This is a genomic window from Sphingomonas sp. R-74633 (assembly GCF_013416555.1).
Taxonomy (GTDB): domain Bacteria; phylum Pseudomonadota; class Alphaproteobacteria; order Sphingomonadales; family Sphingomonadaceae; genus Sphingomonas.
This window is the reverse complement of record NZ_JACCFG010000002.1, coordinates 292,441-315,875: the sequence shown is the minus strand read 5'-3', so window position 1 is coordinate 315,875 and position 23,435 is coordinate 292,441. Positions and strand designations below refer to the sequence as shown.

The 23,435-nt window shown below is 66.4% G+C and carries 21 protein-coding genes and 1 tRNA gene; 10 read left to right on the top strand and 12 right to left on the bottom strand.

Going from position 1 to position 23,435, the window contains the following annotated elements; translation table 11 throughout:
• Positions 1–113: 113 nt before the first annotated feature.
• Complete coding sequence (locus HZY97_RS07795) at positions 114–995, top strand: ROK family protein (protein WP_257214952.1); 882 nt, start codon at positions 114–116, stop codon at positions 993–995.
• A 39-nt stretch (positions 996–1,034) separates the two neighbouring features.
• Here the strand turns inward: HZY97_RS07795 and HZY97_RS07790 are convergent, their stop codons facing one another.
• The gene (locus tag HZY97_RS07790) at positions 1,035–1,658 is read right to left on the bottom strand and encodes a DNA-3-methyladenine glycosylase (protein ID WP_180142255.1); all 624 of its coding nucleotides are present in this window, start codon (positions 1,656–1,658) and stop codon (positions 1,035–1,037) included.
• Between the two features lie 63 nt (positions 1,659–1,721).
• Between HZY97_RS07790 and HZY97_RS07785 the strand changes: the two genes are divergently transcribed.
• Entirely contained in the window at positions 1,722–2,039 is a 318-nt protein-coding gene (locus tag HZY97_RS07785; protein WP_180142253.1) for a 2Fe-2S iron-sulfur cluster-binding protein, read from the top strand.
• Positions 2,040–2,074: 35 nt separating this feature from the next.
• Here the strand turns inward: HZY97_RS07785 and rlmB are convergent, their stop codons facing one another.
• On the bottom strand, positions 2,075–2,821 hold the full coding sequence (gene rlmB / locus HZY97_RS07780; protein WP_180142252.1) for a 23S rRNA (guanosine(2251)-2'-O)-methyltransferase RlmB: 747 nt from the start codon (positions 2,819–2,821) through the stop codon (positions 2,075–2,077).
• Complete coding sequence (locus HZY97_RS07775; protein ID WP_180142249.1) at positions 2,821–4,446, bottom strand: M20/M25/M40 family metallo-hydrolase; 1,626 nt, start codon at positions 4,444–4,446, stop codon at positions 2,821–2,823. Before HZY97_RS07775 ends, rlmB begins: the two co-directional genes overlap by 1 nt.
• Before the next feature lie 123 nt (positions 4,447–4,569).
• Between HZY97_RS07775 and HZY97_RS07770 the strand changes: the two genes are divergently transcribed.
• A tRNA-Tyr gene (locus HZY97_RS07770) sits at positions 4,570–4,656 on the top strand.
• A gap of 339 nt (positions 4,657–4,995) precedes the next feature.
• A complete protein-coding gene (locus tag HZY97_RS07765; RefSeq protein ID WP_180142247.1) occupies positions 4,996–8,055 on the top strand; it encodes a TonB-dependent receptor domain-containing protein in 3,060 nt (1,019 codons plus the stop codon).
• A gap of 112 nt (positions 8,056–8,167) precedes the next feature.
• Here HZY97_RS07765 and HZY97_RS07760 read toward each other — a convergent pair whose 3' ends face one another.
• From HZY97_RS07760 to HZY97_RS07750, 3 genes are all read right to left on the bottom strand, one after another.
• Positions 8,168–9,487, bottom strand: a complete 1,320-nt coding sequence (locus tag HZY97_RS07760) for a family 1 glycosylhydrolase (protein ID WP_180142245.1) — start codon at positions 9,485–9,487, stop codon at positions 8,168–8,170.
• A complete protein-coding gene (locus tag HZY97_RS07755) occupies positions 9,484–10,380 on the bottom strand; it encodes an SDR family NAD(P)-dependent oxidoreductase (RefSeq protein ID WP_180142243.1) in 897 nt (298 codons plus the stop codon). Before HZY97_RS07755 ends, HZY97_RS07760 begins: the two co-directional genes overlap by 4 nt.
• A gap of 114 nt (positions 10,381–10,494) precedes the next feature.
• Positions 10,495–11,175, bottom strand: coding sequence for a TetR/AcrR family transcriptional regulator (locus HZY97_RS07750; RefSeq protein WP_373684317.1), 681 nt, complete (start codon positions 11,173–11,175; stop codon positions 10,495–10,497).
• Between the two features lie 141 nt (positions 11,176–11,316).
• Between HZY97_RS07750 and HZY97_RS07745 the strand changes: the two genes are divergently transcribed.
• Positions 11,317–12,597 carry a spinster family MFS transporter gene (locus tag HZY97_RS07745; RefSeq protein WP_373684316.1) on the top strand — a complete coding sequence of 427 codons (1,281 nt, stop codon included), beginning with the start codon at positions 11,317–11,319 and terminating at the stop codon, positions 12,595–12,597.
• Positions 12,594–14,210 (top strand): carboxylesterase/lipase family protein, encoded by a 1,617-nt coding sequence (locus HZY97_RS07740; RefSeq protein WP_180142241.1) that lies wholly within the window; start codon positions 12,594–12,596, stop codon positions 14,208–14,210. Before HZY97_RS07745 ends, HZY97_RS07740 begins: the two co-directional genes overlap by 4 nt.
• Positions 14,211–14,249: 39 nt before the next feature.
• Here HZY97_RS07740 and HZY97_RS07735 read toward each other — a convergent pair whose 3' ends face one another.
• The 5 genes from HZY97_RS07735 to rph all read right to left on the bottom strand — a co-directional run bounded on the left by HZY97_RS07735 (position 14,250) and on the right by rph (position 19,939).
• On the bottom strand, positions 14,250–15,848 hold the full coding sequence (locus HZY97_RS07735; protein ID WP_180142239.1) for an AMP-binding protein: 1,599 nt from the start codon (positions 15,846–15,848) through the stop codon (positions 14,250–14,252).
• A gap of 70 nt (positions 15,849–15,918) precedes the next feature.
• The gene (locus tag HZY97_RS07730; protein WP_180142237.1) at positions 15,919–18,150 is read right to left on the bottom strand and encodes a TonB-dependent receptor; all 2,232 of its coding nucleotides are present in this window, start codon (positions 18,148–18,150) and stop codon (positions 15,919–15,921) included.
• Positions 18,151–18,311: 161 nt separating this feature from the next.
• Positions 18,312–18,470, bottom strand: a complete 159-nt coding sequence (locus HZY97_RS07725) for a hypothetical protein (RefSeq protein ID WP_180142234.1) — start codon at positions 18,468–18,470, stop codon at positions 18,312–18,314.
• Between the two features lie 117 nt (positions 18,471–18,587).
• Entirely contained in the window at positions 18,588–19,229 is a 642-nt protein-coding gene (gene rdgB / locus HZY97_RS07720) for an RdgB/HAM1 family non-canonical purine NTP pyrophosphatase (protein WP_180142232.1), read from the bottom strand.
• On the bottom strand, positions 19,226–19,939 hold the full coding sequence (rph, locus tag HZY97_RS07715; RefSeq protein ID WP_180142230.1) for a ribonuclease PH: 714 nt from the start codon (positions 19,937–19,939) through the stop codon (positions 19,226–19,228). The genes rdgB and rph overlap by 4 nt, the downstream gene beginning before the upstream one ends.
• Positions 19,940–20,087: 148 nt before the next feature.
• Here rph and HZY97_RS07710 point away from each other — a divergent pair, with 148 nt between their 5' ends.
• The 4 genes from HZY97_RS07710 to grpE are packed head-to-tail and all read left to right on the top strand — an operon-like array spanning position 20,088 to position 22,728.
• Complete coding sequence (locus HZY97_RS07710) at positions 20,088–20,600, top strand: DUF6438 domain-containing protein (protein WP_180142228.1); 513 nt, start codon at positions 20,088–20,090, stop codon at positions 20,598–20,600.
• The gene (locus tag HZY97_RS07705; RefSeq protein WP_180142226.1) at positions 20,597–21,085 is read left to right on the top strand and encodes a hypothetical protein; all 489 of its coding nucleotides are present in this window, start codon (positions 20,597–20,599) and stop codon (positions 21,083–21,085) included. The genes HZY97_RS07710 and HZY97_RS07705 overlap by 4 nt, the downstream gene beginning before the upstream one ends.
• Positions 21,086–21,116: 31 nt before the next feature.
• Positions 21,117–22,160: a heat-inducible transcriptional repressor HrcA gene (gene hrcA / locus HZY97_RS07700; RefSeq protein ID WP_180142224.1), complete on the top strand. Its 1,044-nt coding sequence runs from the start codon at positions 21,117–21,119 to the stop codon at positions 22,158–22,160.
• Between the two features lie 10 nt (positions 22,161–22,170).
• Complete coding sequence (gene grpE, locus HZY97_RS07695; protein ID WP_180142222.1) at positions 22,171–22,728, top strand: nucleotide exchange factor GrpE; 558 nt, start codon at positions 22,171–22,173, stop codon at positions 22,726–22,728.
• 53 nt (positions 22,729–22,781) lie between these two features.
• On the opposite strand, the gene HZY97_RS07690 is transcribed toward grpE, so the two are convergent.
• The gene (locus HZY97_RS07690) at positions 22,782–23,363 is read right to left on the bottom strand and encodes a TetR/AcrR family transcriptional regulator (RefSeq protein WP_180142220.1); all 582 of its coding nucleotides are present in this window, start codon (positions 23,361–23,363) and stop codon (positions 22,782–22,784) included.
• Positions 23,364–23,435: the final 72 nt, after the last annotated feature.

The following is a 23,435-nucleotide window of genomic DNA, read 5'->3' as shown; positions in this document are numbered from 1 at the left end:
GCCGGGGCGCAAACCGGCCGCCGCTGCCGTAACGTAAAATTCCACCCCCCATCGGGCCGCCTTCGGGCGGCCCCTCTTTTGTGCAGCCGCGAACGAGAGTAAGCGCTGCGCGGATGACGCAGGAAAAGATGATCGCCGGCATCGAACTGGGCGGCACCAAATGCGTGGCGCTGCTCGCCACCGGCCCGGACGATGTGCGCGACCGCGTGACCGTGCCCACCACCAATCCGGTGGCGACGCTCGCGGCGCTTGAGGCAGTGCTCGATCGCTGGAGCTTCGATGCGATCGGCGTGGCGAGTTTCGGCCCCGTCGGCCTCGATCCCGCCCGCGCCGATTATGGCTCGATCACTGCGACGACCAAGCCCGGCTGGAGCGGCACCGACCTGATCCGTCGCCTCGAGGCGCGCTACGCCAAACCGATCGGCTTCCAGACCGATGTGAACGGCGCCGCGCTGGCCGAGGGGCGCTGGGGCGCCGCGCAAGGCATGGCCGCGCATACCTATATCACGATCGGCACCGGCGTCGGCGTCGGGCTGGTCACCGGCGGCCGGCCGGTGATGGGCTGGGCGCATGGCGAGGCCGGCCATATGCGCCTGCCGCGCGCGCCGGGCGACACCTATCCCGGCTGGTGCCGCTTCCACGGCGATTGCCTTGAGGGGCTGATCTCCGGCCCGGCGCTCGCCGCGCGCTTCGGCATGCCGGGCAGCCAGCTGCCCGATGACGGGCCCGAATGGGAGCTGTTCGTCCACGACCTCGCCGCGGTGCTCCACAACCTCGTCGTCACCGCCGCGCCCGAGCGCATTGCCATTGGAGGGGGCGTGATGGCCGCGCGGGAGCATCTCTTCCCCCGGCTGCGCGCCCGGCTGGTCGAGAGCCTGGGCGGCTATGGCGCGCTGGCGGAATGGGCGGAAGCCATCGACACGCGGCTGGGTGCGCCGGGGCTCGGCACGATGGCCGGCCCGCTGGGGGCGATCGCGGTGGGGCTGGGGGCCTAATCAAAGCCTCTCCCCTGCAGGGGAGGAGCTAATCCGCCCTCAAATCACATCCATCTCGGAGTTGTAGTGATGCCACGCGAACACCGCCGCCGCGCCGCGGTGTGGGCGCCAGGCCTCGGCGACTTCGCGGGTCAGCTTCTCGCTCGGCCGCTCGGGATGCCCCAGGATCCGCCCGACTTCGATCTGCACCGCCAGATCGCCCGCCGGCCAGATGTCCGCGCGTCCCTCGGCGAACAGCAGATAGACTTCGGCGGACCAGCGGCCGATCCCCTTGATCCGGGTGAGCGCCGCGATCGCTTCCTCGTCGTCCTCGGGCAAATGCGCGAAGTCGAGCCGGCCGCTGGTCACTTCCTCGGCGAGGCTGCGCGCATACGCCGCCTTCTGGCGTGACAGGCCCGCGGCGCGCAGCTCCTCGTCGCTGACGCGGGCGATGATGCCGGGATCGGTGATGTCGCCGAGCTGCGCCGCCATCTTGTTCCAGATCGATTGCGCGGCGGCGACGCTGACCTGCTGGCCGATGATCGTGCGCAGCAAAGTCGCATAGCCGCGGTCGCGGATGCGGGGCGGGGGATAGCCCACCCGGCCGATCGCCGCGGCGATCAGCGGCTCGCGCGCCGCCAGTGCATCGAGTGATGCCTTGAGCTGTTCCGCGGTCAGGCCCATTGGCCATCGCCTTGCGAAGTGCCGCTTTCGGCGGCATGGACGGCGAGCGAACAGGAGAATCTCATGCCCAAGCTTATCGTCGTGACCAGGGATGGAGAAGAGCGTGCGGTCATGGGGGAAGCGGGCCTGAGCGTGATGGAAGTGATCCGCGAGAGCGGCTTTGACGAGCTGCTCGCCTTATGCGGCGGCTGCTGCTCGTGCGCGACCTGCCACGTCCATGTCGACCCGGAATTTGCGGCCAAACTGCCCAAGATGAGCATGGACGAGGACGACCTGCTCGACAGCGCCGGCGACCGCGACGCGACCTCGCGCCTGTCCTGCCAGATCCCCTTCACCGACGAACTCGACGGCCTGCGCGTGAAGATCGCCGAAGAGGACTAGAGCTCCCTCTCCCCACCGGGAAGAGGGAGAAATGACTACCGCGCCGTCACCGCATAGAGCGAAATCGCCGCGGCGTTCGACACGTTCAGGCTCTCGACCTTGTCCGAGATCGGCAGCTTGGCCAGCTCGTCGCAATGCGCCTCGGTATTCTGGCGCATGCCTTCGCCCTCGGCGCCGAGCACCAGCGCGATCTTCTGCTGGTTGGCCATGACTTCGGCGAGCGTGCCCTTGGCATGGCCGGTCAGCCCGATCCGCCAGAAGCCCGCCTCGGCGATCTCCTCGAGCGCGCGGGCCAGATTGACCACCCGCACCCATGGCACCGCCTCCAGCGTGCCCGCCGCCGAGCGGGCGAGCGTGCCCGTCTCGGTCGGCGCGTGCCGGTCCTGCGTGACGATGCCCAGCGCATCGAACGCCGCCGCCGAGCGCAGGATCGCGCCGACATTGTGCGGATCGGTCACCTGGTCGAGCACGAGGAGCGGGCGATTGTCGCCCGCCCCCTGCGCCAGCAGGTCGCCCAGCCAGATCTCCTCGAGCGGGTCGACTTCGATCACCAGCCCCTGGTGCGGCGCGTCGTTCGGCACCAGCCGGCCGAGATCGGCGGCATTGGCGTAGGTGATCGGGATCGTCGCCGGGATGTCCATCCCGGCCAGCGCCTCGTGCGTCCCCCAGATCTTGCGCACCACGCGCTCGGGATTGTCGAGCGCCGCCAGCACCGCGTGCCGGCCGTAGAAACGGGGCCGGTTCGACGATGCCTGGCTCGGCCGGTGTCCGCGTTTTGCCATCAATGTGCTCCTGGTGCCGCGTAGAAGTCGTCCGACGCCTTGGGCTCGGTTGCCATGGGAACGCGCGGCAGCGGCTCCGGTGCATTCGCCGCATTGACCAGGAAGGCGGCGAGGATGATCGCGCCCTGGCGCATATCCTCGGACTTCAAATGATCGAACGTGTCGACATCGGTGTGGTGGACCATCGAGCCATAGTCGAGCGGATCCTGGATGAACTGGAAGGCGGGGATGCCCACTGCGTCGAAGAACACATGGTCGGTGCTGCCGGTGCGGCCCGTCGCCACCTTGGTCGCGCCCATCGAGTTGAACGGCGCCAGCCAGTCCTTGAAGATCGGCACCACGGCGGTGTTGCCCTGCGTATAGATGCCGCGGATCTTGCCCGAGCCATTGTCGAGGTTGAAATAGGCCGCGAGCTTGGCGTGGTCGGCGCCCGGCTGGATCGGGAACGCCTTGCTCCAGCCCATATAGCGCGCGACGCCGCTCAGCGCGGGATCGACCGGGCGGCTGGCGACATGGTTCTCGACATAGGCCATCGAGCCGAGCAGGCCCTGCTCCTCGCCCGCCCACAAAGCGAAGCGGATACTGCGCTTGGTCTTGATCCCCGATGCCTTGATGATGCGCGCGGCTTCCATGACCATCGAGACGCCCGCGCCATTGTCGGCAGCGCCGTCGCCCATCGCCCAGCTGTCCATATGCGCGCCGGCCATCACATAGCCCGCCTTGGCGTCGGTGCCGGGGATGTCGGCCACGATGTTGTACGCCTTGGTGTCGCTGTCGTCATAGGTGACGTCGCTGTTGAGTTCGAGGCTCGGCGCCAGGCCCATCTTGGCGAGCCGCGCGAGGCGGCGATAATCCTCGGCGGCGATCTCGAAGCCCGGCAGCGGCGGTGTCGCGCCGACCTGGAACTGGCTGTTCTGGCCGTGCACCAGCTTGCCGTTGCGCGCCGACATCGTGGCATAGGCGATCGCGCCCTCGGCCTTCAGGAAGGCGTCGCGCTTGGCAGTGAAGGCGAAGCGGCTGGCGCTCGACGGGCGGCGGCTCGCGGTCGCCGGGCCATTGGCCATCTGGAAGGTGTCGGCCTTGTCCAGATCGGCGTCGGCATAGCGCTTGAAGTCCGGGTCGGTCGGGTCGGTGATGTCGATGGGGTCGCTCAGCAGCACGATCTTGCCGGCCAGCTTGCCCTTATACTGGGCGAGCGCGGCCTCGTCGGCCATCGGCGCGAGCACGACCTGGCCGGTGATCGGCCCGCCCGTGCCCGGCGTCCAGGCGAGCGGCGCGGCGACCAGGCTCAGCGGGCGCGGCGCGACCATCTTCACGCTGGCATTCCTGGCGGACCAGCCGCGGCCGAACTCGAAGCCTTCCTTGTGGACATTGGTCAGGCCCCATTCGCGGAACTTGGCCTGCGTCCAGTCCTCGGCCTGGCGCATCGAGGGCGAGTTGGTCAGCCGGCCGCCGATCACGTCGGTCAGATACTGGGCGATTCGCATCACCTCGCTATGGTTGGTGCCTTCGTCGACCAGCTTGTCGACCGGCGCGCTCGGGCCGTCCGGACCCTTGGCGATGGCGAGCGGAGCGATCGCGGTGGCAGCGAGCAGCGTGGCGATGGTGATGGAAAGTCGGCGCATAAGGCCCCCCGTGGCGTATCTATTTGGAAGCGGCGGACGCTATTCGTGCAGAAGCCCGCGCGCAAGGCGTTGACAGGGCCTCCCGGCTTCGGCATTGGCCCCCCTCTCGCCGAACGGCGCCATGGACAGGTGGCCGAGTGGTTAAAGGCAGCAGACTGTAAATCTGCCGGAGTTTCTCCTACGTAGGTTCGAACCCTACCCTGTCCACCACCTTCCAAGCCAGTTGAGCCCAGCGCTTAGCTGGCTTTGTCGTATCTGGGCCTCAACGCTCAGCGTTCCCATTTCCTAATCGTCACCTCGCAAAGGCGGGAAGCCTGAGTCGCGGGACGACGGGCCGCCCGGGGGCTGGCAGACAGCCTCCGGTCTGGATGCCAAGACCGACGCCCGCACGTTCGCGCTGTCGCTGCCGTCCTTCGGAAAAAGGGGAACAAAACGTCGCAGCTTCGCGCCGCCGGCAGGTCGGACCGCCTATAAATCTTGGGCAAGGACGCGGGAGCGAGATGCCCGGCGTGACTGCTGCGATAAATGGGAAAAGGCCTCAGTAAGTTTATGAATCTGGTATTTAATACGCTTCGGTACGGGATTTCGGCTGCGGCCTTTGTGACGGCGATTGCCACTCCGGCCTATGCGCAGGAAGCTGCTCCGGCGCAGGGAGCGGAAGCGATCGCCAACCAGACCGCGATGCCGCAGGGCTCCGAAGTGCAGGGCGGCGAGACCGCGCAGCCCGACGCGCAGCCCGATGCGCAGTCCGACCCGGCCCAGCCCGCGCAGATCGTCGTCACCGGCACGCTCTTCCGCAACTCGAACACGACATCGATCTCGCCGGTGACCACGCTGAGCTCTGAGACGCTCCAGCGCGCTAATATCACCACCGCGCAGGACGCGATCCGCTCGGTGTCGGCCGACAGCGCCGGCTCGATCTCGACTGGTTTCCGCAACGGCTTCTCGGCCGGCGGTGCCGCGGTATCGCTGCGCGGCCTCGGCGTGTCGTCGACCGTGGTGCTGATCGACGGGCTTCGCTCGGCGAACTTCCCGCTCAATGACGACGGTCACAACGCCTATGTCGACCTGAACTCGATCCCGTTCAGCATCGTCGACCGCATCGAGGTGCTGAAGGACGGCGCGTCCTCGACTTACGGCGCGGACGCGATCGGCGGCGTGGTCAACCTGATCAGCAAGAAGAATTTCCAAGGCATCGAAGGATCGGTCCAGGGCGGCACGACCGAGCACGGCGACGGCTCGCACTATCGTGCGACGCTGACCGCGGGCTATGGCGACTATCAGGAGAAGGGCTTCAACTTCTACCTGAACGGCGAATACACCTTCGACGGCTACATCACCAACCACTCGCGCGGCTACCCGTTCAACACGCTCGACCTGACGCCGAGCGGCCTGACCGACCGCAACCGCAATGATGACTCGCTGACCACGGCGAACCCGCAGGCGGTCGTCACCCGCGTGACGCAGAGCGACCTCAACAACCCGCTGGCCGGCCAGGTCGGTACGCCGCTCACCAACCAGTATCAGCTGCTCAACCCCAATGCCTGCCCCTATGGCACCTTCACGGTGACCAGCGGCGCGGCACAGGGCACCGGCTGCGCGCATAATATCCCGGACGAATATTCGATCATCCAGCCGCGCCAGCAGCGCTACTCGACGACCAGCCGCCTCTCGGTGCGCCTGGGCGACAATCTGGAGGCATTCGCCAGCGCCAGCTACTCGCATTCCGACGTCAGCATCACCGGCGCGCCTTCGGCGATCCGCCAGACCCAGCCGTTCGGCGGTTCCGCGGCGATCGCTTCGAGCAGCCCCGGCATCGTCCTGCCGGTCTACGTCTGCGCGGCGGGCGTGAACTGCGCGACCGCAGCTGATCGACGGCTGAATCCGAACAACCCCTATGCACAGGCCTATGCCGCCAATCCCAGCCAGGGCGCCGCGCGCATCTATTATCTGTTCGGCGATATTCCCGCCGGCAGCGACCGCTATGTCGACGTGTTCCGCGCCACGGCGGGCATTTCGGGCGATCTGGGCAGCGGCTTCAAGTTCCGCCTGAACGGCGTCTATGCCCGTGACAATTTCAGCGTCACGCAGCGCGGCTTCATCAATATCAACGGCCTGTTGAACGCGATCAACACGGGCAGCTACAACTTCGTCAATCCGGAGAAGAACACCGCCGCAGTGCGCAATCAGATCTCGCCGGATGTCACCACGCCGTCCTATTCGACGGTTGCGACGATCGGCGGCTCGATCATCAAGTCGGTGATGACGCTGGGCGGCGGTGACCTCAACGTGGGTGCCGGCTTCCAGCTTCGTCGCGAGACGCTGATGAACCGAAACCAGAACGCGGCACTGGACTTCTACGCGCTGAACACGTCATCGGCGCAGGGCAATCAGACCGTGACCGCCGGCTTCTTCGAGATCGATGCCCCGTTCACGAAGGCAGTCGACCTCAATATTTCGGGTCGTTACGATCATTATTCGCAGGGTTATGGCCATTTCTCGCCGAAGGTAGGGCTGAAGTTCACGCCGATCGAGGCGGTCGCGTTCCGCGCCACCTACTCGCAGGGCTTCCGCGCGCCGACCTTTGCGGAGAACAACCCGGCCAGCAGCTATTCGGGCTTCTCGTCCTTCACGCCGCCGGCGAGCTTCGTCGCGGCGCACCCGGGCAACCCGGCCTATACGAGCAGCTACAATATCGGCAGCGGTGCCACGGGCAACGCCGACATCCTGCCGGAAGTGTCGCGTAGCGTCACGATCGGCACGATCATCAAGCCGACGCGCTGGTTCAGCCTGACCGCCGACTATTACAACATCAAGAAGTCGAACCTCATCGTCAGCGGGCCGCTGCGCGCACAGGCGATCGCGGCCTATTACGGCCAGACCAACGCGACTGCCGGCTGCGCCGCGCTCGCCGCGGTGGGCGCAGGCTACAAGTGCAACGTCATCGACGGGCCCGATCCCTCGAACCCGAATGCGCTGCCGCGCCTGCTGGTGTTCAACGTGCCCTACGTCAACGCCAACTATCAGGTGAGCTCGGGCATCGACATGCAGGCGAGCGCGAACATTCCGCTGGCTGACGGCGTGCGCCTGATCAGCCGCCTCGACGTCACTCGGGTGCTCCGCCTCGACCTGGTCACGCCTGCCGGCGTGGTGCAGAAGTACGCGGGTACGCTCGGACCGTACGAGCTGTCGTCGGGTGGCGGCACGCCGAACCTGCGCGGCAACTGGCAGAACTCACTGGAAGTCGGCAACTTCTCGCTCACCACGACGGCCTATTATGTCGGCCGGATCAAGCAGGTCGCGGCGGACGAGATCACGCCCGTCAACGGCGAGATCGACCTGTCGTGCAGTCACACGCTGGCCCCCGTGCCGGCGGGCGGCGACACCAGCAAGGGGTGCTATATCCGCCCGTTCATCTATGTCGACCTGAATGCCGGGGTGCGGGTGAACGACCAGTTCCGCTTCTTCCTCAACATCCAGAACCTGACCAACGCACGCTCGCCGCTTGCATCGGGCGCCTATACCAGCAACCCGAACTACCTCAGCAGCTGGCACTACGCCGGGCTCGTCGGCCGCAATTTCAGCGCCGGCGCGAGCTTCAATTTCTGAGCTTGCACTGCTGAATACTGCGCGTCGGTGCGGCCTCCAGCCGTACCGACGCGTATCGGCGGATCAAGCGGGAACCGGGGCCTTGGTTCGGCAGGCTCCTGCCTGAATCGGTTCAAATCCGGTTCGCCCGCGCGATCCCGCCCAGGTGCCACGCACTCGGCCGAGGCGTGCGCTTGAACGTCTCGCGGTCGACGGCGACCAGCCCGAACGGCACGCCATAGCCCGACGTCCACTCGAAATTGTCGAGCAGCGACCAGTAGAGATAGGAATGCACCGGGATGCCCTCGTCCAGGCATTGCCGCACGCCGTCCAGCGCCTGGTCGATGAATGCGATGCGCCGCGCGTCGTCCTTGGCGGCGATGCCGCTCTCGGTCACATAGATCGGCTTGCCGATCTCGCGGTGCGCCCAGCGGATCGTGTTGGCCAGCGCCTGCGGGTAGAACTCATACCCCGCCATCGTCATCTCGGCGTCCTTGGCCGGAGCGACCATGCCGTTTGCGTCGAACACGAAGCGCGTATAGGTCTGCACGCCGAAGAAGTCGGCCGCCTCGCGCGCCACCTGCACCCAGCCGCCATACAGCTTGTCGCGCCAATAGGCCGCGCGCTCGGGCGTGTCGGCCTGCACGTCCTGCGTAGTCAGCGTGATGCCGACGGGCAGGGCGGGGCGCACTTCCTTGATCGCTGCATACGCCAAACGGTGCGCCTGTTGCATGATCGGTGAGACCACCGCGGCATCGGCATAAGCGAGCCGCGAGAATTTGGGCGAGTCGGTCGCCTTGGCCGCTGCGGCGATCGCGGCCTTCACCACCGGCACGAAGGCGCTGATCCCCGGCATCATGTCGACCAGCAGGCGGATATTCGCCTCGTTGAAGGTCGTCGCCATGTGCATCAGCCCGCCCAGCCGCTCGGCGACCTTGCGGCAATAGCGCGCGAACAGCTGCGGCGCGTCGGCCACTTCGAAGCCGCCACGTTTCGCGAACCAGAGCGGCGTAGTGAAATGGTTGAGCGTCACGATCGGACGCAGGCCGTGCTCACGGCAACTCTCGAGCATCCTGGCGTAATGATCGAGCTCGGCGTTCGAGAAATGCCCCTCGCTCGGCTCGATCCGCGCCCATTCGACGCCCAGCCTATAGCTGTTGAACCCCAGCTTCGCGGCCAGCGCGAAGTCCTCGGCATAGCGATGATAGGAGTCGCAGGCGTCGCCCGATCGCTCCTTGAACATGCTCGGCTGCATGTTCTCCATCAGCCAGGCGTCGGCGTTCGTGTTGTTGCCTTCGCTTTGATAGGCGGAGATCGCCGTGCCCCACAAAAAGTCCGGAGGCGCCGGTTTGCGGCGGAGAATGGCCGCGTCCGCCGGGGGGATGCCCCCGGCGGCGCCGAGCGCGGCGGCAGCGATCAGCTCGCGCCGCCCCAGTCGGAGGTCGTCGTTCACCGCACCGCTGCGGAAACCGGGGCGCTGCCGGTGGCGGCAGCCACTTCGCGCTCGGCCTGGGTGAAGCCATAAGCGGGGACGATCTCGCCGCTGCGGTCGACGACATCGCTCCACTGCGCGGCGAGCTGCTCGCCGGCGGTATCGCTCCGGCCGATCTGGACGCCTTCGGTCAGGGTGATGTGCGCGGCGGCGAAATGGCCGGCGCCGGCGCACAGGATCGCGCGGGTCGGCGCATCTTCGCTGACCAGCGGCAGCAGGCCGGGGCTCACCAGCGACGGGTCGAGCAGCCGCATGCTGTCTTCGGACAAGACACCTTCGGTCATTCCGGTCGCCGCAGTTGGCGCCAGGCTGTTGACCTTGATCCCGTATTTTTCGCCTTCGATCGCAAGCGTCTGCATCAGGCCCACCAGCGCCATTTTGGCGGCGCCATAATTAGCCTGGCCGAAATTGCCGTAAAGGCCGGAGGACGAAGTGGTCATGACGATGCGGCCATAGTTCTGCGCGCGCATCGTCTCCCACACTGCCTTGGAGCAGATCGCCGCGCCGATCAGATGGACTTCGACGATCAGGCGGAACTCCTCCATGCCCATCTTGGCGAAGCTCTTGTCGCGCAGGATGCCGGCATTGTTCACCAGGATGTCGATGCGGCCCCAAAGGTGCAACGTCTCGGCGACCATCGCGGCAACGGCGGGCTCGTCGGTAACCGAGAGCGCCATCGCCATGGCTTCGCCGCCGGCAGCGCGAATTTCCGCGGCCACGGCGTCTGCTGCCGGCTGCGACAGGTCGTTGACCACGACTTTGGCGCCGTGGCTGGCGAGGTAGAGCGCGTGGCAGCGCCCCAGGCCTCCGCCCGCACCCGTGACAATGGCTACTCGACCCGACAGCGACGACATTCAACTCTCCGTACTTGATCCCGACGGAGGCATACGCCCGTGATTATTCACTAGCAAGTCAGTGAAGATGTGTCCGCAGTACCGAAAGGGTGCAACCTTGGCCCACTTCGGCGTTCACTTCGTTCGGTTGCAGATGTCGTGGAAACCGGCCGCGAGGAAGCTCGCCATCCGCTGCTTCACGGCCTCGAAGTCATCCGAATGGCAGATCCCGCCCGACAGCTTGTCGATCCGCCCGGTGCGCGCCAGCGTCAGGGTGAGGGCACCGGTAACGAAGTGATATCCCCAGAAAATATCCTCGTCGGCGCAGCCGGGCAGGGCCTGTTTGAGCAGCCCGATCAGGCGCAGCACGACGGGGTCGAAATGCGCATCCATCAAGTCCGCGCCCCAGGCGGGGGTATTGGCGACCTGGGCCGCGAGCTTGGCATAGTTCTTCCAGCTCTCGCCGCCCTGGATATAGGTGTCGAGGTCGGTGTCGAGGAACGCTCTGAGCGCGCCTTCCACCGTGGGCTTGCCGTTCGAGGCCTTGTCATAGGCATCGAGCGCATCCATCCGCCGCCCCGCGGTCACCACCGCGCGCCGGGCGAAGACGGCATCGAACAGCGCCTTCTTGTCGGTGAAATAATAGTTGAGCAGCGTGTGGTGGACGCCCACCTGCTTGGCGACGTCCTTCAAGGTGACGCCATAGAGCCCGTGCTGCGAGAACAACTCCTCGGCAGCGTCGTAGATCAGTTCCATCGTCTCGGCGCGCTGCTCCGCCTTACGGGAGCGGCGAACGGGCTTGGCGGTCTCGGTCACCGTTCCGTCCTTCCCGTCTATAGCCCCAGCGTCAAGCCTTCGCGCAGATATTCACACGCGTGATAGTGTGCGTTGACAAGCTCGCGGGCTTGCCCGCATGATGCGAGAAAGGCGGAAAAAACCGCCAGGGAGAGGACGCGCGTGGAAACTCAGGCAGGCGGCATCCGTCGCTGGATCGTGCTGGTCACGCTCACCTTCGTCTATGTCCTAAACTTCCTCGATCGGCAGCTCCTCGGGATCCTTGCCAAGCCGATCCAGGATTCGCTCCACATCACCGACAAGCAGCTCGGCCTGATCGGCGGGCTCTATTTCGCGATGTTCTACTGCTTCATCGCGATCCCCGTCGGCTGGCTGGCCGACCGCACCAACCGCGTCACGATCCTGTCGCTCGCCTGCGCGATCTGGAGCGGCGCGACGATCGCCTGCGGCCTCGCGACCAGCTACACCCAGCTCGTCGTCGCGCGCATGACGGTGGGCTTCGGCGAGGCCGGCGGCGTGCCACCCAGCTATGCGATCATCACCGACACCTTCCGCCCGGGCGAGCGCGGCACTGCGTTCGGCATCTTCAACCTGGGCCCGCCGATCGGCGCGGCGCTGGGCATCGCCTTCGGCGCGACGATCGCGTCGATGTTCGACTGGCGCGACGCCTTTGTCGCGATCGGCGTGGTCGGCATCTTCGCGGCAATCGCCGTGCGGCTGATCATTCGCGAGCCGAAGCGCGGCGCGACCGACCTGGCCACGGCCGCACCGGCCCCCGCGGCCAAGGCGCCCTTCTGGGGTACGGTCGGCATGTTCTTCACGCATCCGGTGCTGATGCTCGCCGCGCTGGGCAGCGGCGCGACGCAGTTCGTCACCTATGGCCTGGGCAATTTCGCGGTGCTGTTCCTGATGCGCGAAAAGGGCATGACGCTCACCGAGATCGCGCTCTGGTATGCCATTGTCGTCGGTGTCGGCATGAGCGCCGCGATGCTCATCTCGGGCCGAGTGATCGACCGCCTCAGTCGCCGCAGCCGCCTGGTCTACGCGCTCGGCCCGGCCGTCTCGCTCGCCATCGCCATGCCCTTCTATGTCGGCTTTGTCTGGTCGCCCGGCTGGCAGCTGGCGCTGGTGCTGCTCACGATCGTCAACTGCTTCAACTATTTCTACCTCTCCGCCTCGGTCGCGCTGGTGCAGGAGGAAGTGCAACCCAATCAGCGTGTGCTGTCGGGCGCGCTGCTGCTGCTGGTGATGAACTTCATCGGCCTCGGCCTCGGCCCGACCTTTGTCGGCTGGCTGAGCACCCACCTGACCGAAAGCGGCGTCGCGCATTCGCTGCAGATCGCGCTCTACGCGCTCTCGCCCTTCTACCTGATCGCCATCGCGCTCTTCCTCTGGCTCGCCCGCATCCTGCGCGCCGAGCAACTCGCAAAGGTGCCCGCATGAAGCTGCTTCGCCACGCTGCCCTTGCCACCGGCCTGCTCCTGTCGGGCACGGCGCTGGCGCAGGAACCGGTCGTCAACGCGCCCTCCGGCGGCGTCAGCGGCACGCTCGACGGCGCGATCCGCGAGTTCAAGGGCATCCCCTATGCGGTGCCCCCGGTCGGCGGCATGCGCTGGCGTCCGCCCGCGCCGATGCAGCCCTGGACCGGCGTGCGCGCCGCCAAGGATTTCGGCCCCGCCTGCGTGCAGCCCCAGGCGAAGGCGCCGACCTCGGTCTACTCGCCCGCCGCACCGATGCCGGTGAGCGAGGATTGCCTGACGCTCAACATCTGGGCGCCGGCAAATGCCAAAAAGGCACCGGTGTTCTTCTGGATTCACGGCGGCGCGCTCTCGGGCGGGTCGAGCCGCGAGCCGATGTACGACGGCAAGAAGATGGCCGAGCAGGGCGTGATCGTCGTCTCGATCAATTACCGGCTCGGCGTACTCGGCTGGCTGGCGCACCCGGCGCTGTCGGCCGAATCGCCGCAGAAGGTCTCGGGCAATTACGGGCTGCTCGATCAGATGGCGGCGCTCGCCTGGGTGAAGCACAATATCGCGGCGTTCGGCGGCGATCCCGCCAAGGTGACGATCGCGGGCGAATCCGCCGGCGGGCTCAGCGTGATGTTCCTGATGGAATCGCCGCTGGCGCGCGGCACCTTCTCCAAGGCGATCGCGCAGAGCGCGTACATGGTCACCATGCCCGAGCTGAAAAAGGGCAAGTACGGCCAGCCCTCGGCCGAGGCGATGGGCACGATGCTCGCCGCCGGCGTCCAGGCGCCCGACCTCGGTGCCTTGCGCGGCATGGACGCGCAGAGGCTCACCGACAGTGCCGCCAAGCTCGGCTTCTTCCCGTTCGGGGTGGTCGATGGCCTCGTGCTGCCGACGCAGATGGTCGACGCCTTCGACCAGCGCAAGCAGGCCCCGGTGCCGCTGCTCACCGGCTTCAACAAGGGCGAGATCCGCTCGTTGCGCGTGCTGGCGCCCAAGGCTCCGGCCACGGCTGAGGACTATGAGAAGGGCATCCGCGAGAAATATGGCGAGTTCGCCGACGCGTTCCTGAAGCTCTATCCGGCTGCTGACTATAAGGAGAGCATCCTCGCGACGAGCCGCGACGCGCTCTATGGCTGGACCACCGAACGGCTCGCCCGCAAGCAGGCCGCGATCGGCCAGTCGGCCTATGTCTATCTCTGGGATCACGGCTATCCGGCGATGAACGAGCGCGATCTCCACGCCTTCCACGCCAGCGAGCTGCCCTATGTGTTCGGCAACCTCATGCCGCTGCCGCCGCTCTGGCCGAAGATGCCGGAGACCGATCAGCCGCTCTCCGACGCGCTGGTCGGCTATTGGACCAGCTTCGTGAAGAGTGGAAACCCCGGCGCCGCCTGGCCCGCCTTTGGCAAGACCCGCAGCTATCTTCACATCACCGACATGCCGAAGGCCGAGGCCGGGCTGATGCCGGGGATGTACGATCAGTATGAAGCAGTGGTCTGCCGCCGCCGCGCCGCCGGCGTCGCGTGGAACTGGAATGTCGGGCTGAATTCGCCGAAGCTGCCGGCCAAGGCGGCTGGGTGTAACTAAGCCTCTAATCCGTCATCCCGGCGAAAGCCGGGATGACGGTTATTTGGCCACCTTGCTCGCCGCGATCCGCCCTTCGGCGTAATCGTCGCGCAGGCGCTTCTTGTCGATCTTGCCCGAGGCAGCGAGCGGCATCGCCCGCACTTCGGCGACTTCGTTCGGGATCCACCAATCGGCGACCTTGCCGCGCAGCATCTCGAGCAGCGTGCGTGGGTCCTGCCCCTGGCTCTCGACGATCAGCACCGGCCGCTCGCCCCATTTGGTATCGGCTCGCGCGATCACCGCGACATGGCGGACGGCAGGATGCGTACCGACGATCGCCTCGATCTCGTTCGGGTTGATCCACTCGCCGCCCGACTTGATCAGGTCCTTGGCGCGCCCGCAGATCGTCAGGTTACCGGCGGTGTCGATCATCGCCAGGTCGCCGGTGTCGAAATAGCCCTCGGCGTCCAGCGCGGTCTCAGATGCGCGGAAATAGCGCTCGATCACGCTATGCCCCTTGACCTTCAGATGGCCGAGCACGCCGCGCTGCGGCACCAGAGTGTTGCCCTCGGCATCGGTGAGCTTGAGGTCGAGGCCCATGATCGGCCGGCCCGAAGCGGGTGTCGCGTCCGCAGGCAGGTCGCGCGGCGCGACGGTGCCGATCGGCGAGAGCTCGGTCATGCCCCAGCTCGTCTGCACCTTGGCGCCGAGCTTCTCCTCGAGCCGCCGGAGCAGCGCGTCGGGGCAGCTCGATCCGCCGATCAGCACGCGCTCGAGCGTCGGGAAGGTCTCGCCGCTGGCCTCGGCCTGGTCGGCGAGCGTCAACCACACGGTCTGAACGCCGACCGCAACGGTCACGCCTTCCTCGCGGATCAGTCCGGCCAGGCTCGGCCCGTCAAGCGTCCGCCCCGGCAGCACCAGCTTGGTGCCGGCCGCGGGCGCGGCGAAGGGCATGCCCCAGCCATTGGCGTGGAACATCGGCACGCCGAGCAGCAGGGTGTCGCGCGCAGTGATCGCCACGGCATCGGCCTGCAGCGCGCGCAGCGTGTGGATGTAGTTGGAGCGGTGGGTATAGACCACGCCCTTTGGGCTGCCGGTCGTGCCCGAGGTGTAGCAAAGGCCTGCGGGGAGGTTCTCGTCGAACGCTCCCCACAGGGCTGGGGCGCCGTGCGCTTCGAGCAGCGCATCATGGCCCCAGATACGTGCCCGGTGCGACCCGAGAGGCTCCGTATCGAAACTGTCCGAATCGAGCACGACGACATGCTCGATCGTTGGGCACTGCGCGATCACCTCGCGGGCGAGCGGCAGCAGGTCGACCGCGACCGCGAGCACGCGGTTCTCGGCCTCGTTGACCATCGCTGCGAGGTGCGCCGCGGTCAGCCGCGGGTTGAGCGTGTGGCAGACCAGCCCCATGCCCATCGCGGCGTAATAGATCTCGAAATGGTGGATCGTGTTCCAGGCCAGCGTGCCGACCCGGTCGCCCTCGACCAGGCCCAGCGCGGCGAGCGCACCGGAAAGCTGGTTGCTGCGCGCGCGCAGTGCCGCGTAGGTCGTCCGCTTGACGATCTGCCCGGCGTCCGCCTCGACCACTTCGCAGTCCTGGAACCACTTGGCGGCGTGATCGAGAAACTTGTCTATAGTCAGGCCGTAGGGCTGCATGGGACCTTGCGCGGGCAGGGGGAAAGGAAAGGCCGCCGGAGAGGGAGTCTGCCGGCGGCCAGGTGGGAAATCAGAAGACCTTGAGCAGCTTGACGCCGTACTGGCGCGGCGGACCCGCGAAGTAGAGGCCGCTGTTCATCGCCGCCGGATAATGCTGGTCGGTCAGGTTGGTGCCGTACGCCGTGATCGTCCAGCTCTTGTGCTGGAAGGCGAGCTGCGCGTTGAGCACGTTGCGTGCCTCGAGATGATCGCCGCGCGCGGTGTTCTCGAATAGCGTCGCCCACTGGTCGCCGACATGGCCGAAGTTCACCCGCGGGATGATCTTGTCGCCATTGCCGAGCTCGGCCTCGTACTGTGCCCCCAGGTTGAAGGTCAGGTTCGGCGCATAGGTCTGGCGGCGGCCCGCCAGGTTGATGCACGAGACGCTGACCGGGCCCGCGGTCGGGCTGCACGGCAGCACGCTCGCGGCGCGCGGGTCGGTGGCGTAGAAGGTGCCGAGCTCGGTGTGGAGCACGTTGATGCCCGCATCGAGCTGCAGCCCGCCGAAGTGGAACTCGGTCTCCGCCTCGAAGCCATAGATCTTGGTCTTGTCGGGCACGTTCAGCTCGATCCCGAAGGTCGGGAAGGTCGGGTAGCCGATGATGACCTGGAAGTTCTTATAGTCGTTATAGAAGCCAGTGATCGTCGTGCGGACCTTGCCGCCCGCCCAGTTCGCCTTCCAGCCGCCTTCGAACGACGTCACTTCCTCGGGCTCGAACGGCGCGGGCAGGCCCAGGCCGACCGGTACGTTGAGGCCGCCCGGTCGGAAGCCGGTGGCGACGAAGCCGTAGAGATAGTGGTCCTTGCTGACCTTCCAACCGAGCGAGACCTTGTACGAGACATTGTCGGACTTCACCGTCTGGTCGGCGCGGATATAGGTGCCGTACTGGAGCACATCGACATGGTTGGTCGACTGGCTTGCCGTGTAACGGATGCCCGCGTCGAGCTTCAGGTTCGGGGTGATCGCGAAACCGATCTGGCCGAATGCCGCCAGCGAGCGGGTCGGGTTGGTGCCCTGCAGCTTGTACTGCGCCGCCGGCAGGTTGAACGGATAAGCCAGGTCGATGACGAACTGGTACGGCTTGCGGAAATAATAGTCGTTCCACAGTCCGAATGCGCCGAGCAGCCAGGTGACGCGGTTGTGATCGGGCGAGATCAGGTTGAGTTCGGTGGTGACCTGCTGCTCGTCGACGCTGTCGTAGAAGGTGCTGACGCCGGTCGCGGTGCCGTCAAGGTCCGCGCGGTACATCGTGTTGGCCCATTGATAGCTCGAGACCGAGCGCAGCTTCACGCCGCCGGCCAGCTCATATTCGGCCTTGAGCGTCGAGCGGACGAACTCGTCGCGCGCCGCCTGGGGCGTGTTGAACTGCACGTCGAACAGATCGCGGTGGTTCGGGTTCGGCGTCGAGGTGCCGGGGAGCGTCTCGAAATAATTGGCGACCGGCGTGGCCGGATAGGCGCCCATGTCGAGATGGCCGGCATCGGTCTTCCACAGGATCGACAGGCGATCGGTCGGCTTCCACAGGAAGCTGATGCGACCGGCCATGATGCCCTGGTTACCCTTGTCGAAGGGATAGGCCGCGCCGCCGGCGCCGGTGATGTTGTAGAAGGTGTCGCGGCGCGAGGCGTAGAGCGCGACGCGTGCGGCAAAGGTGTCGCTGAGCGGCAGGTTCACCGCACCCTGGAAGCCGGCTTCGTTGTAGTTGCCGTAGTTCAGGTTGAAATAGCCGTGGATGCCGCCGCCGATGATCGGGTCATTGGTGTTGACGAACACCGCGCCGCCGGTGGCGTTCTGGCCGACGATCGTACCCTGCGGGCCGCGCAGCACCTGGATGTTGCCGATGTCGTAATAGGGCTCGCCCTGCACGTAACCCGGGAAGGTCGGAACGCCATCGCGATAGGTGATCACGCCGGTCGTGGTCTGCGTGTTGTGCTCGGCCTTGCCGATGCCGCGGACGTTGAAGTCGTTGCCCTGGCCGAAATTGTTCACGACGACGCTGGGCATCGCGAACTGCAGCGCGTCGACATTGGTGACGCCCTTGTTGTCGAGCTGCGTACCCGACAGCACCGAAGCCGAGACCGCGGTGGTCATCAGGTTTTCGTTACGGCGCTGCGCGGTGACGACGATCTCGCCGTCTTCCGTCTTTTCCTGATCGGAAGTCGCGGACGCATCCTGCGCCGGGGTGGCGGTCTGCGCTGCGGCGGCGCCGCTCCAGACCAGGGCCAGCGCCGAGGCGCCGAGCAGCAACGGACGGTAATTCATTCGGGTCCCTCCCAACATCCATCTCCAGCACGCGCTCTTCGGCACGATGGAGCGAGACTGCCGCAAAGCCCGAGAGCCTGCAACATTAATTCTCACAAGAGTGAACGTTAAGAATTGGACCGTTGCAAATGCGGCACAGCGTGCGTGCCGCAGGGGTAGGGTCAGTTCTGCTGGAAGGCGCGGCTGCCGGTTTCCGTGGCGGGATCGTCCTGTGCGGCGACATAGGCAATGTCGGCCTCGCCCGGCGCGAGCACGAGCGTTTCCCCTGAGGAATCCTCGGCCATGCCCAGGCCATGCGCCTCGTGCACGTGTCGTATCATCGACGCCAGTTGACGCATCGAACCCATTCGCGACCTCATTATCTTCTCGTTGTCCCCGGGTTCTACCCTAGGGGAGTCGCAAATGTGGCACGGTTTTAATCGTTAACGCGGCGCGAATCACCTTTGTCCGTCGAGTACCGCGCCAACCAGCTGGCGGAAGGCATCGGCGCGGTGGCTCATCGCGTGCTTGGCCGAAGGCTCCATCTCGCCGAAGGTCTGCTGATGGCCGTCGGGAAGGAAGGCGGGGTCATAGCCGAAGCCCTGATTCCCGCGCGGCGGCCACACCAGGGTGCCGTCCACGCGCCCCTCAAACCATTCGACATGGCCATCGGGCCAGGCGAGCGCGAGCGCGCAGACGAAATGCGCGTCGCGGCTGGTTTCGGGGGGCAGCGCGGCGAGTTTGTCCTCGACCAGCTGCATCGCGGCGCCGAAATCCTTGCTCTCACCGGCCCAGCGCGCCGAGAAGATGCCGGGATCGTTGTTCAGCGCTTCCACGCAAAGGCCGGAATCATCGGCAAGGGCGGGCAGGCCGGACAGGTCCGCCGCCTGCAGCGCCTTCAGTTCGGCATTGGCGACAAAGGTCGTCCCCGTCTCCTCGGGCTCGGGCAGATCGAGCTCGGCCGCGGAGACCGGCTCGATCCCATAGGGACCGAGCAACTCACGGATCTCGCGCACCTTGCCGGCATTATGGCTGGCGATCACCAGCCTGCCGGGCTTCAGCTTGCGGATTGCCTGCGGGGTGTCGCCTTCTCCGGTCATCCGATTGCCTTCAACTGCGCTTCGAAGATCTGGTTGCAGCCGATGCGCGCGAGGCGGAGCAGGCGGAGCAGCCCTTCCTCGTCATAGGTCGCGCCCTCGGCGGTCGCCTGCGCCTCGGCGATGTTGCCATTGGAGAGCAGGACGAAATTGGCATCGGCGTCGGCGCCGCTGTCCTCGATATAATCAAGGTCGAGCACCGGCGTGCCCTGGTGGATACCGCACGAGACCGCGGCGACCTGCGCAGTGATCGGGTCTTCCTTGATCAGCCCGGCGGCCATCAGCTTGTTCACGGCGATGCGCAGCGCGACGAAGGCGCCCGAGATCGCCGCCGTGCGCGTGCCGCCATCGGCCTGGATCACGTCGCAATCGAGCGTGATCTGGCGCTCGCCGAGCTTCTTCAGATCGGTGACGGCGCGGAGCGAGCGGCCGATCAGGCGCTGGATCTCCTGGGTGCGGCCCGACTGCTTGCCCTTGGCCGCCTCACGCTGGCCGCGCGTGTGCGTCGCGCGCGGCAGCATGCCATATTCGGCGGTCACCCAGCCTTCGCCCTTGCCCTTGAGCCAGGGCGGCAGCCGCTCTTCGACGCTGGCGGTGACGAGCACGCGTGTGTCACCGAAGCTGATCAGCACCGAGCCTTCGGCATGGCGGGTGAAGTGGGGCTCGATCGTGATCGCACGCATTTCGTCGGGGGCGCGGCCGGAAGGGCGCATTGAGGTCTCCTGATACTAGTCGGCATTGCACCTAGACGGCGGGAAACGAACGCGCCAGTCTCGCTGCATGATCCATATACGCCGGTCAGTCAGGCGCACGAAAGCTTCGATGCGCAATCGTAACGGCTCGATACATGGGGAATGCGTGATGCGTAACACGGCGATCATCCTTCTGGGCACGCTGGCGCTGGCGCTGGCGGGCTGCGTCAAGCCGAGTGGCGGGCCCGGTCCGGTCAAACCGGTACCGATCGAAGGCGATTCGATCCGCTACGAGACGGGCGCCTGTTTCGGCAGCTGCCCGGTCTATAGCGTCACCGTGCGGCCCGATGGCACCGGCGTGTTCGAAGGCAAGCGTTTCACCGCGGTGGCTGGAGAGAGGGCCTTCAAGCTCACGCCTGCCGAATATGACGCATTCGCCGCCAAGCTCGCGCCCTATCGGCCGGCGACCGGCGAGGTCCGCTACGCCCCCGGCGAGAAGACCTGCCCGAGTGTCGCGACCGACATGCCGAGCGTCGATGTCACCTGGACCCGGGCGATCGGCGACAGCCAGCACCTCTATGTCTATTATGGCTGCGTGATGCGGAACCAGGCGATCAAGCAGGCGCTGGGCGAGGCCGCTGACGGCCTGCCGATCCAGGACCTGATTGGCGAGCGGCCTTGAGTCCGTTGCTCGCGGCGCTGCTGTTGGCGGCGGGGGCCCAGGAGGTTTCCGAGACCAAAGGCGAAGCGATCATTTTCACGCGCACGCCGACCCTCTGCCTGTGCACCTCGGACGGCGATTGCCTGCGTTGTTCCGAGACCAGCTTCACCGTGTCGGCCGCCGGCAAGGGGCATGTGCGCGTGAAATGGCGGCAGGACAGCCGAATCGACGAGCGCGATTTTGCCATCGCACCGGCACAGTTCGAGGCGCTCCGCGTTCGGCTGGCGCCGTTCATGCCGGGCGAAGCGCGCGTCTCGCTCGATGGACCGGCATGTAAGCGAACGTGGACCGATGGCACCTATTATGACGTCGAATGGCGCCAGGATGGGCAGCGACGACAGCTGCATTTCTACACGGGCTGCGATGCGGAAGCGCACGCGGCGATGGGGGAGGCCATCGGGCGGGCATTTGATACATTGCCCTTGACCGAAGCACCGCGTCATTGAGTGCATCGACCTGGCACCCTAGATCGGGAGCATGACCACCCCGCCTATCCATGAGCTGACCGACCGCGCGCGCGACGTGTTCCGCCTCGTGGTCGATTCCTATCTGGAGACCGGCGTGCCGGTCGGTTCGCGGACGATCGCGCAGATCTCCGGACTCAACCTCTCGCCCGCTTCGATCCGCAACGTGATGCAGGATCTCGAGGAGCTGGGCTTGCTGGCCTCGCCGCACACCAGCGCCGGGCGGATGCCGACCCAGACCGGACTGCGTTTGTTTGTCGACGGCATGATGCAGGCAAGCGCGCCCAGCGCCGAGGAGCGTGCCGCGATCGAGCGCAACGCCGCCGAGCGTGGGCCGGTCGAGGAGGCATTGGCCAACACCACCGCCGCGCTTTCCGGGCTTTCCGCCTGCGCCGGCCTGGTGCTGGTGCCCAAGGCCGAGCCGGTGCTGCGCCAATTCGGTTTCGTGCCGCTCAGCCATGACCGCGCGCTCGCCGTGCTGGTCAGCGTGGATGGATCGGTTGAGAACCGCGTCGTCGAGCTGCCCGGCGGCATGGATCCGGCGGCGCTCCAGCGTGCCGCCAACTATCTCTCCGTCACCTTTGGCGGACTGACGCTCAGCCAGGCGCTGGCGCGGGTCGAGCGCGAGCTTGGTCTGCAGCGCGCGGCGCTCGATAGCGCGGCGGCGGCGCTGGTCGAACGCGGGCTGGCGGTGTGGAGCGAGGATGGCGGGCGCCGTCCGGTGCTGATCGTGCGCGGCCAGGCCCGGCTGATCGACACAGCCGCTGCCGAGGATCTCGACAAGGTCAGCCAGCTGCTCGACCAGCTCGAAGGGCAGGAGGAAATCGCCAGCCTGCTCGATTCGGCGCGCGAGGGCGAAGCGACGCGCATCTTCATTGGATCGGAAAACAAGCTATTCGCGTTGTCAGGCTCGTCGGTGATCGCCAAGCCGGTGCGCGCGATGGACGGGCGCGTGGTCGGCGTGGTCGGGGTGATCGGCCCCACGCGGTTGAACTATGCGCGCGTCGTGCCCATGGTAGATTTCACGGCGGCCACTTTGGCCCGATTGCTGGCCTGAACAGGGAAATATGACGGAAGAGAATAAGGTGACGGACACCCAGGACGATACGACGCTGCGCGCGGAAACCGCGGAGGGCGCGCCCGAAGTGGCTGAGCATGACCATGTGGCCGAGCTCGAGACGCAGCTCGCCGAGGCGAAGGCCGCGGTGCTTTATGCGCAGGCCGAGACGCAGAATGTGCGCCGCCGCTTCGAGAAGGAAGCGCAGGACGCCAAGACCTATGCCGCGACGAGCTTTGCTCGCGACGTGCTGTCGGTGGCCGACAATCTCAGCCGCGCGCTCGCCGCGATCCCGGCCGAGCTGAAGGACGACGAGAAGTTCAAGGGGCTGGTCACCGGCCTCGAGGCCACCGGCCGCGAGCTCGATTCGGTTTTCGCCCGCCATGGCATCTCGAAGATCGTCGCTATGGGCGAAGCACTCGATCCGAACCGCCACCAGGCGATGATGGAAATGCCGAGCGCCGATGCCGAGCCGGGCACGATCGTGCAGGAGATCCAGTCGGGCTATATGATCCGCGACCGGCTGCTGCGCCCTGCGCTGGTCGGCGTGGCGAAGAAGCCGGACTGAACGGCTACCCCATTTGAGATGAAGAGGGCCGGGGCATTTGCTCCGGCCTTTTTCTATGTGCGCATGCCCGCGATCAGGATGTCGACCAGCCGGCGCGCGGTATCCTGCCAGCCAGCCCCCGCGCTCGCGACCCCGGCGACCGCACGCAGCAGGTCTAGTGGTTCCATCTCGAGCCGGATCTCGCCGCTGGCGACCGCGCGTTCGGTCAGGGTGGTGATCGCCTCGCGCACGCCAGTACCCGAGCCTGCATAGAGCGCCGTAGTGCCCCCGGCGATCGAGCTGAACACCGCCGACATGCCGTATTTCGTGCCAAGATAGTCGACGAACAACAGCATCCACTCGCGCAGCGCCTCGACCGGCGGGCGCGTTTCGCTCAGTCGCGTGGCGGCATCCATCAGCTGCCCGGTCTCGTTGCGATAGACCGCCTCGATCAGTGCGTCGCGGGTGGGGAAGTGGCGGTAGAGCGTGCCGATGCCGACCCCGGCGACGCGCGCGATCTCCTCCAGGCTCGCGCCCGGGCCATGCTCGCCGAACACCGACTTCGCGGCATCGAGCAGGCGCAGCCGGTTGCGCTCCGCATCGGCGCGCGGCTTGCGGGAGGGGGAATCGCCGGTTTCGGCCACGATTGCGGGCATGCCTCTTGAAAAGCGGAGGATGCCTCCGTATTTATTTCCGGAGACGCCCTCCACTTAATCCTTCCAAGACCG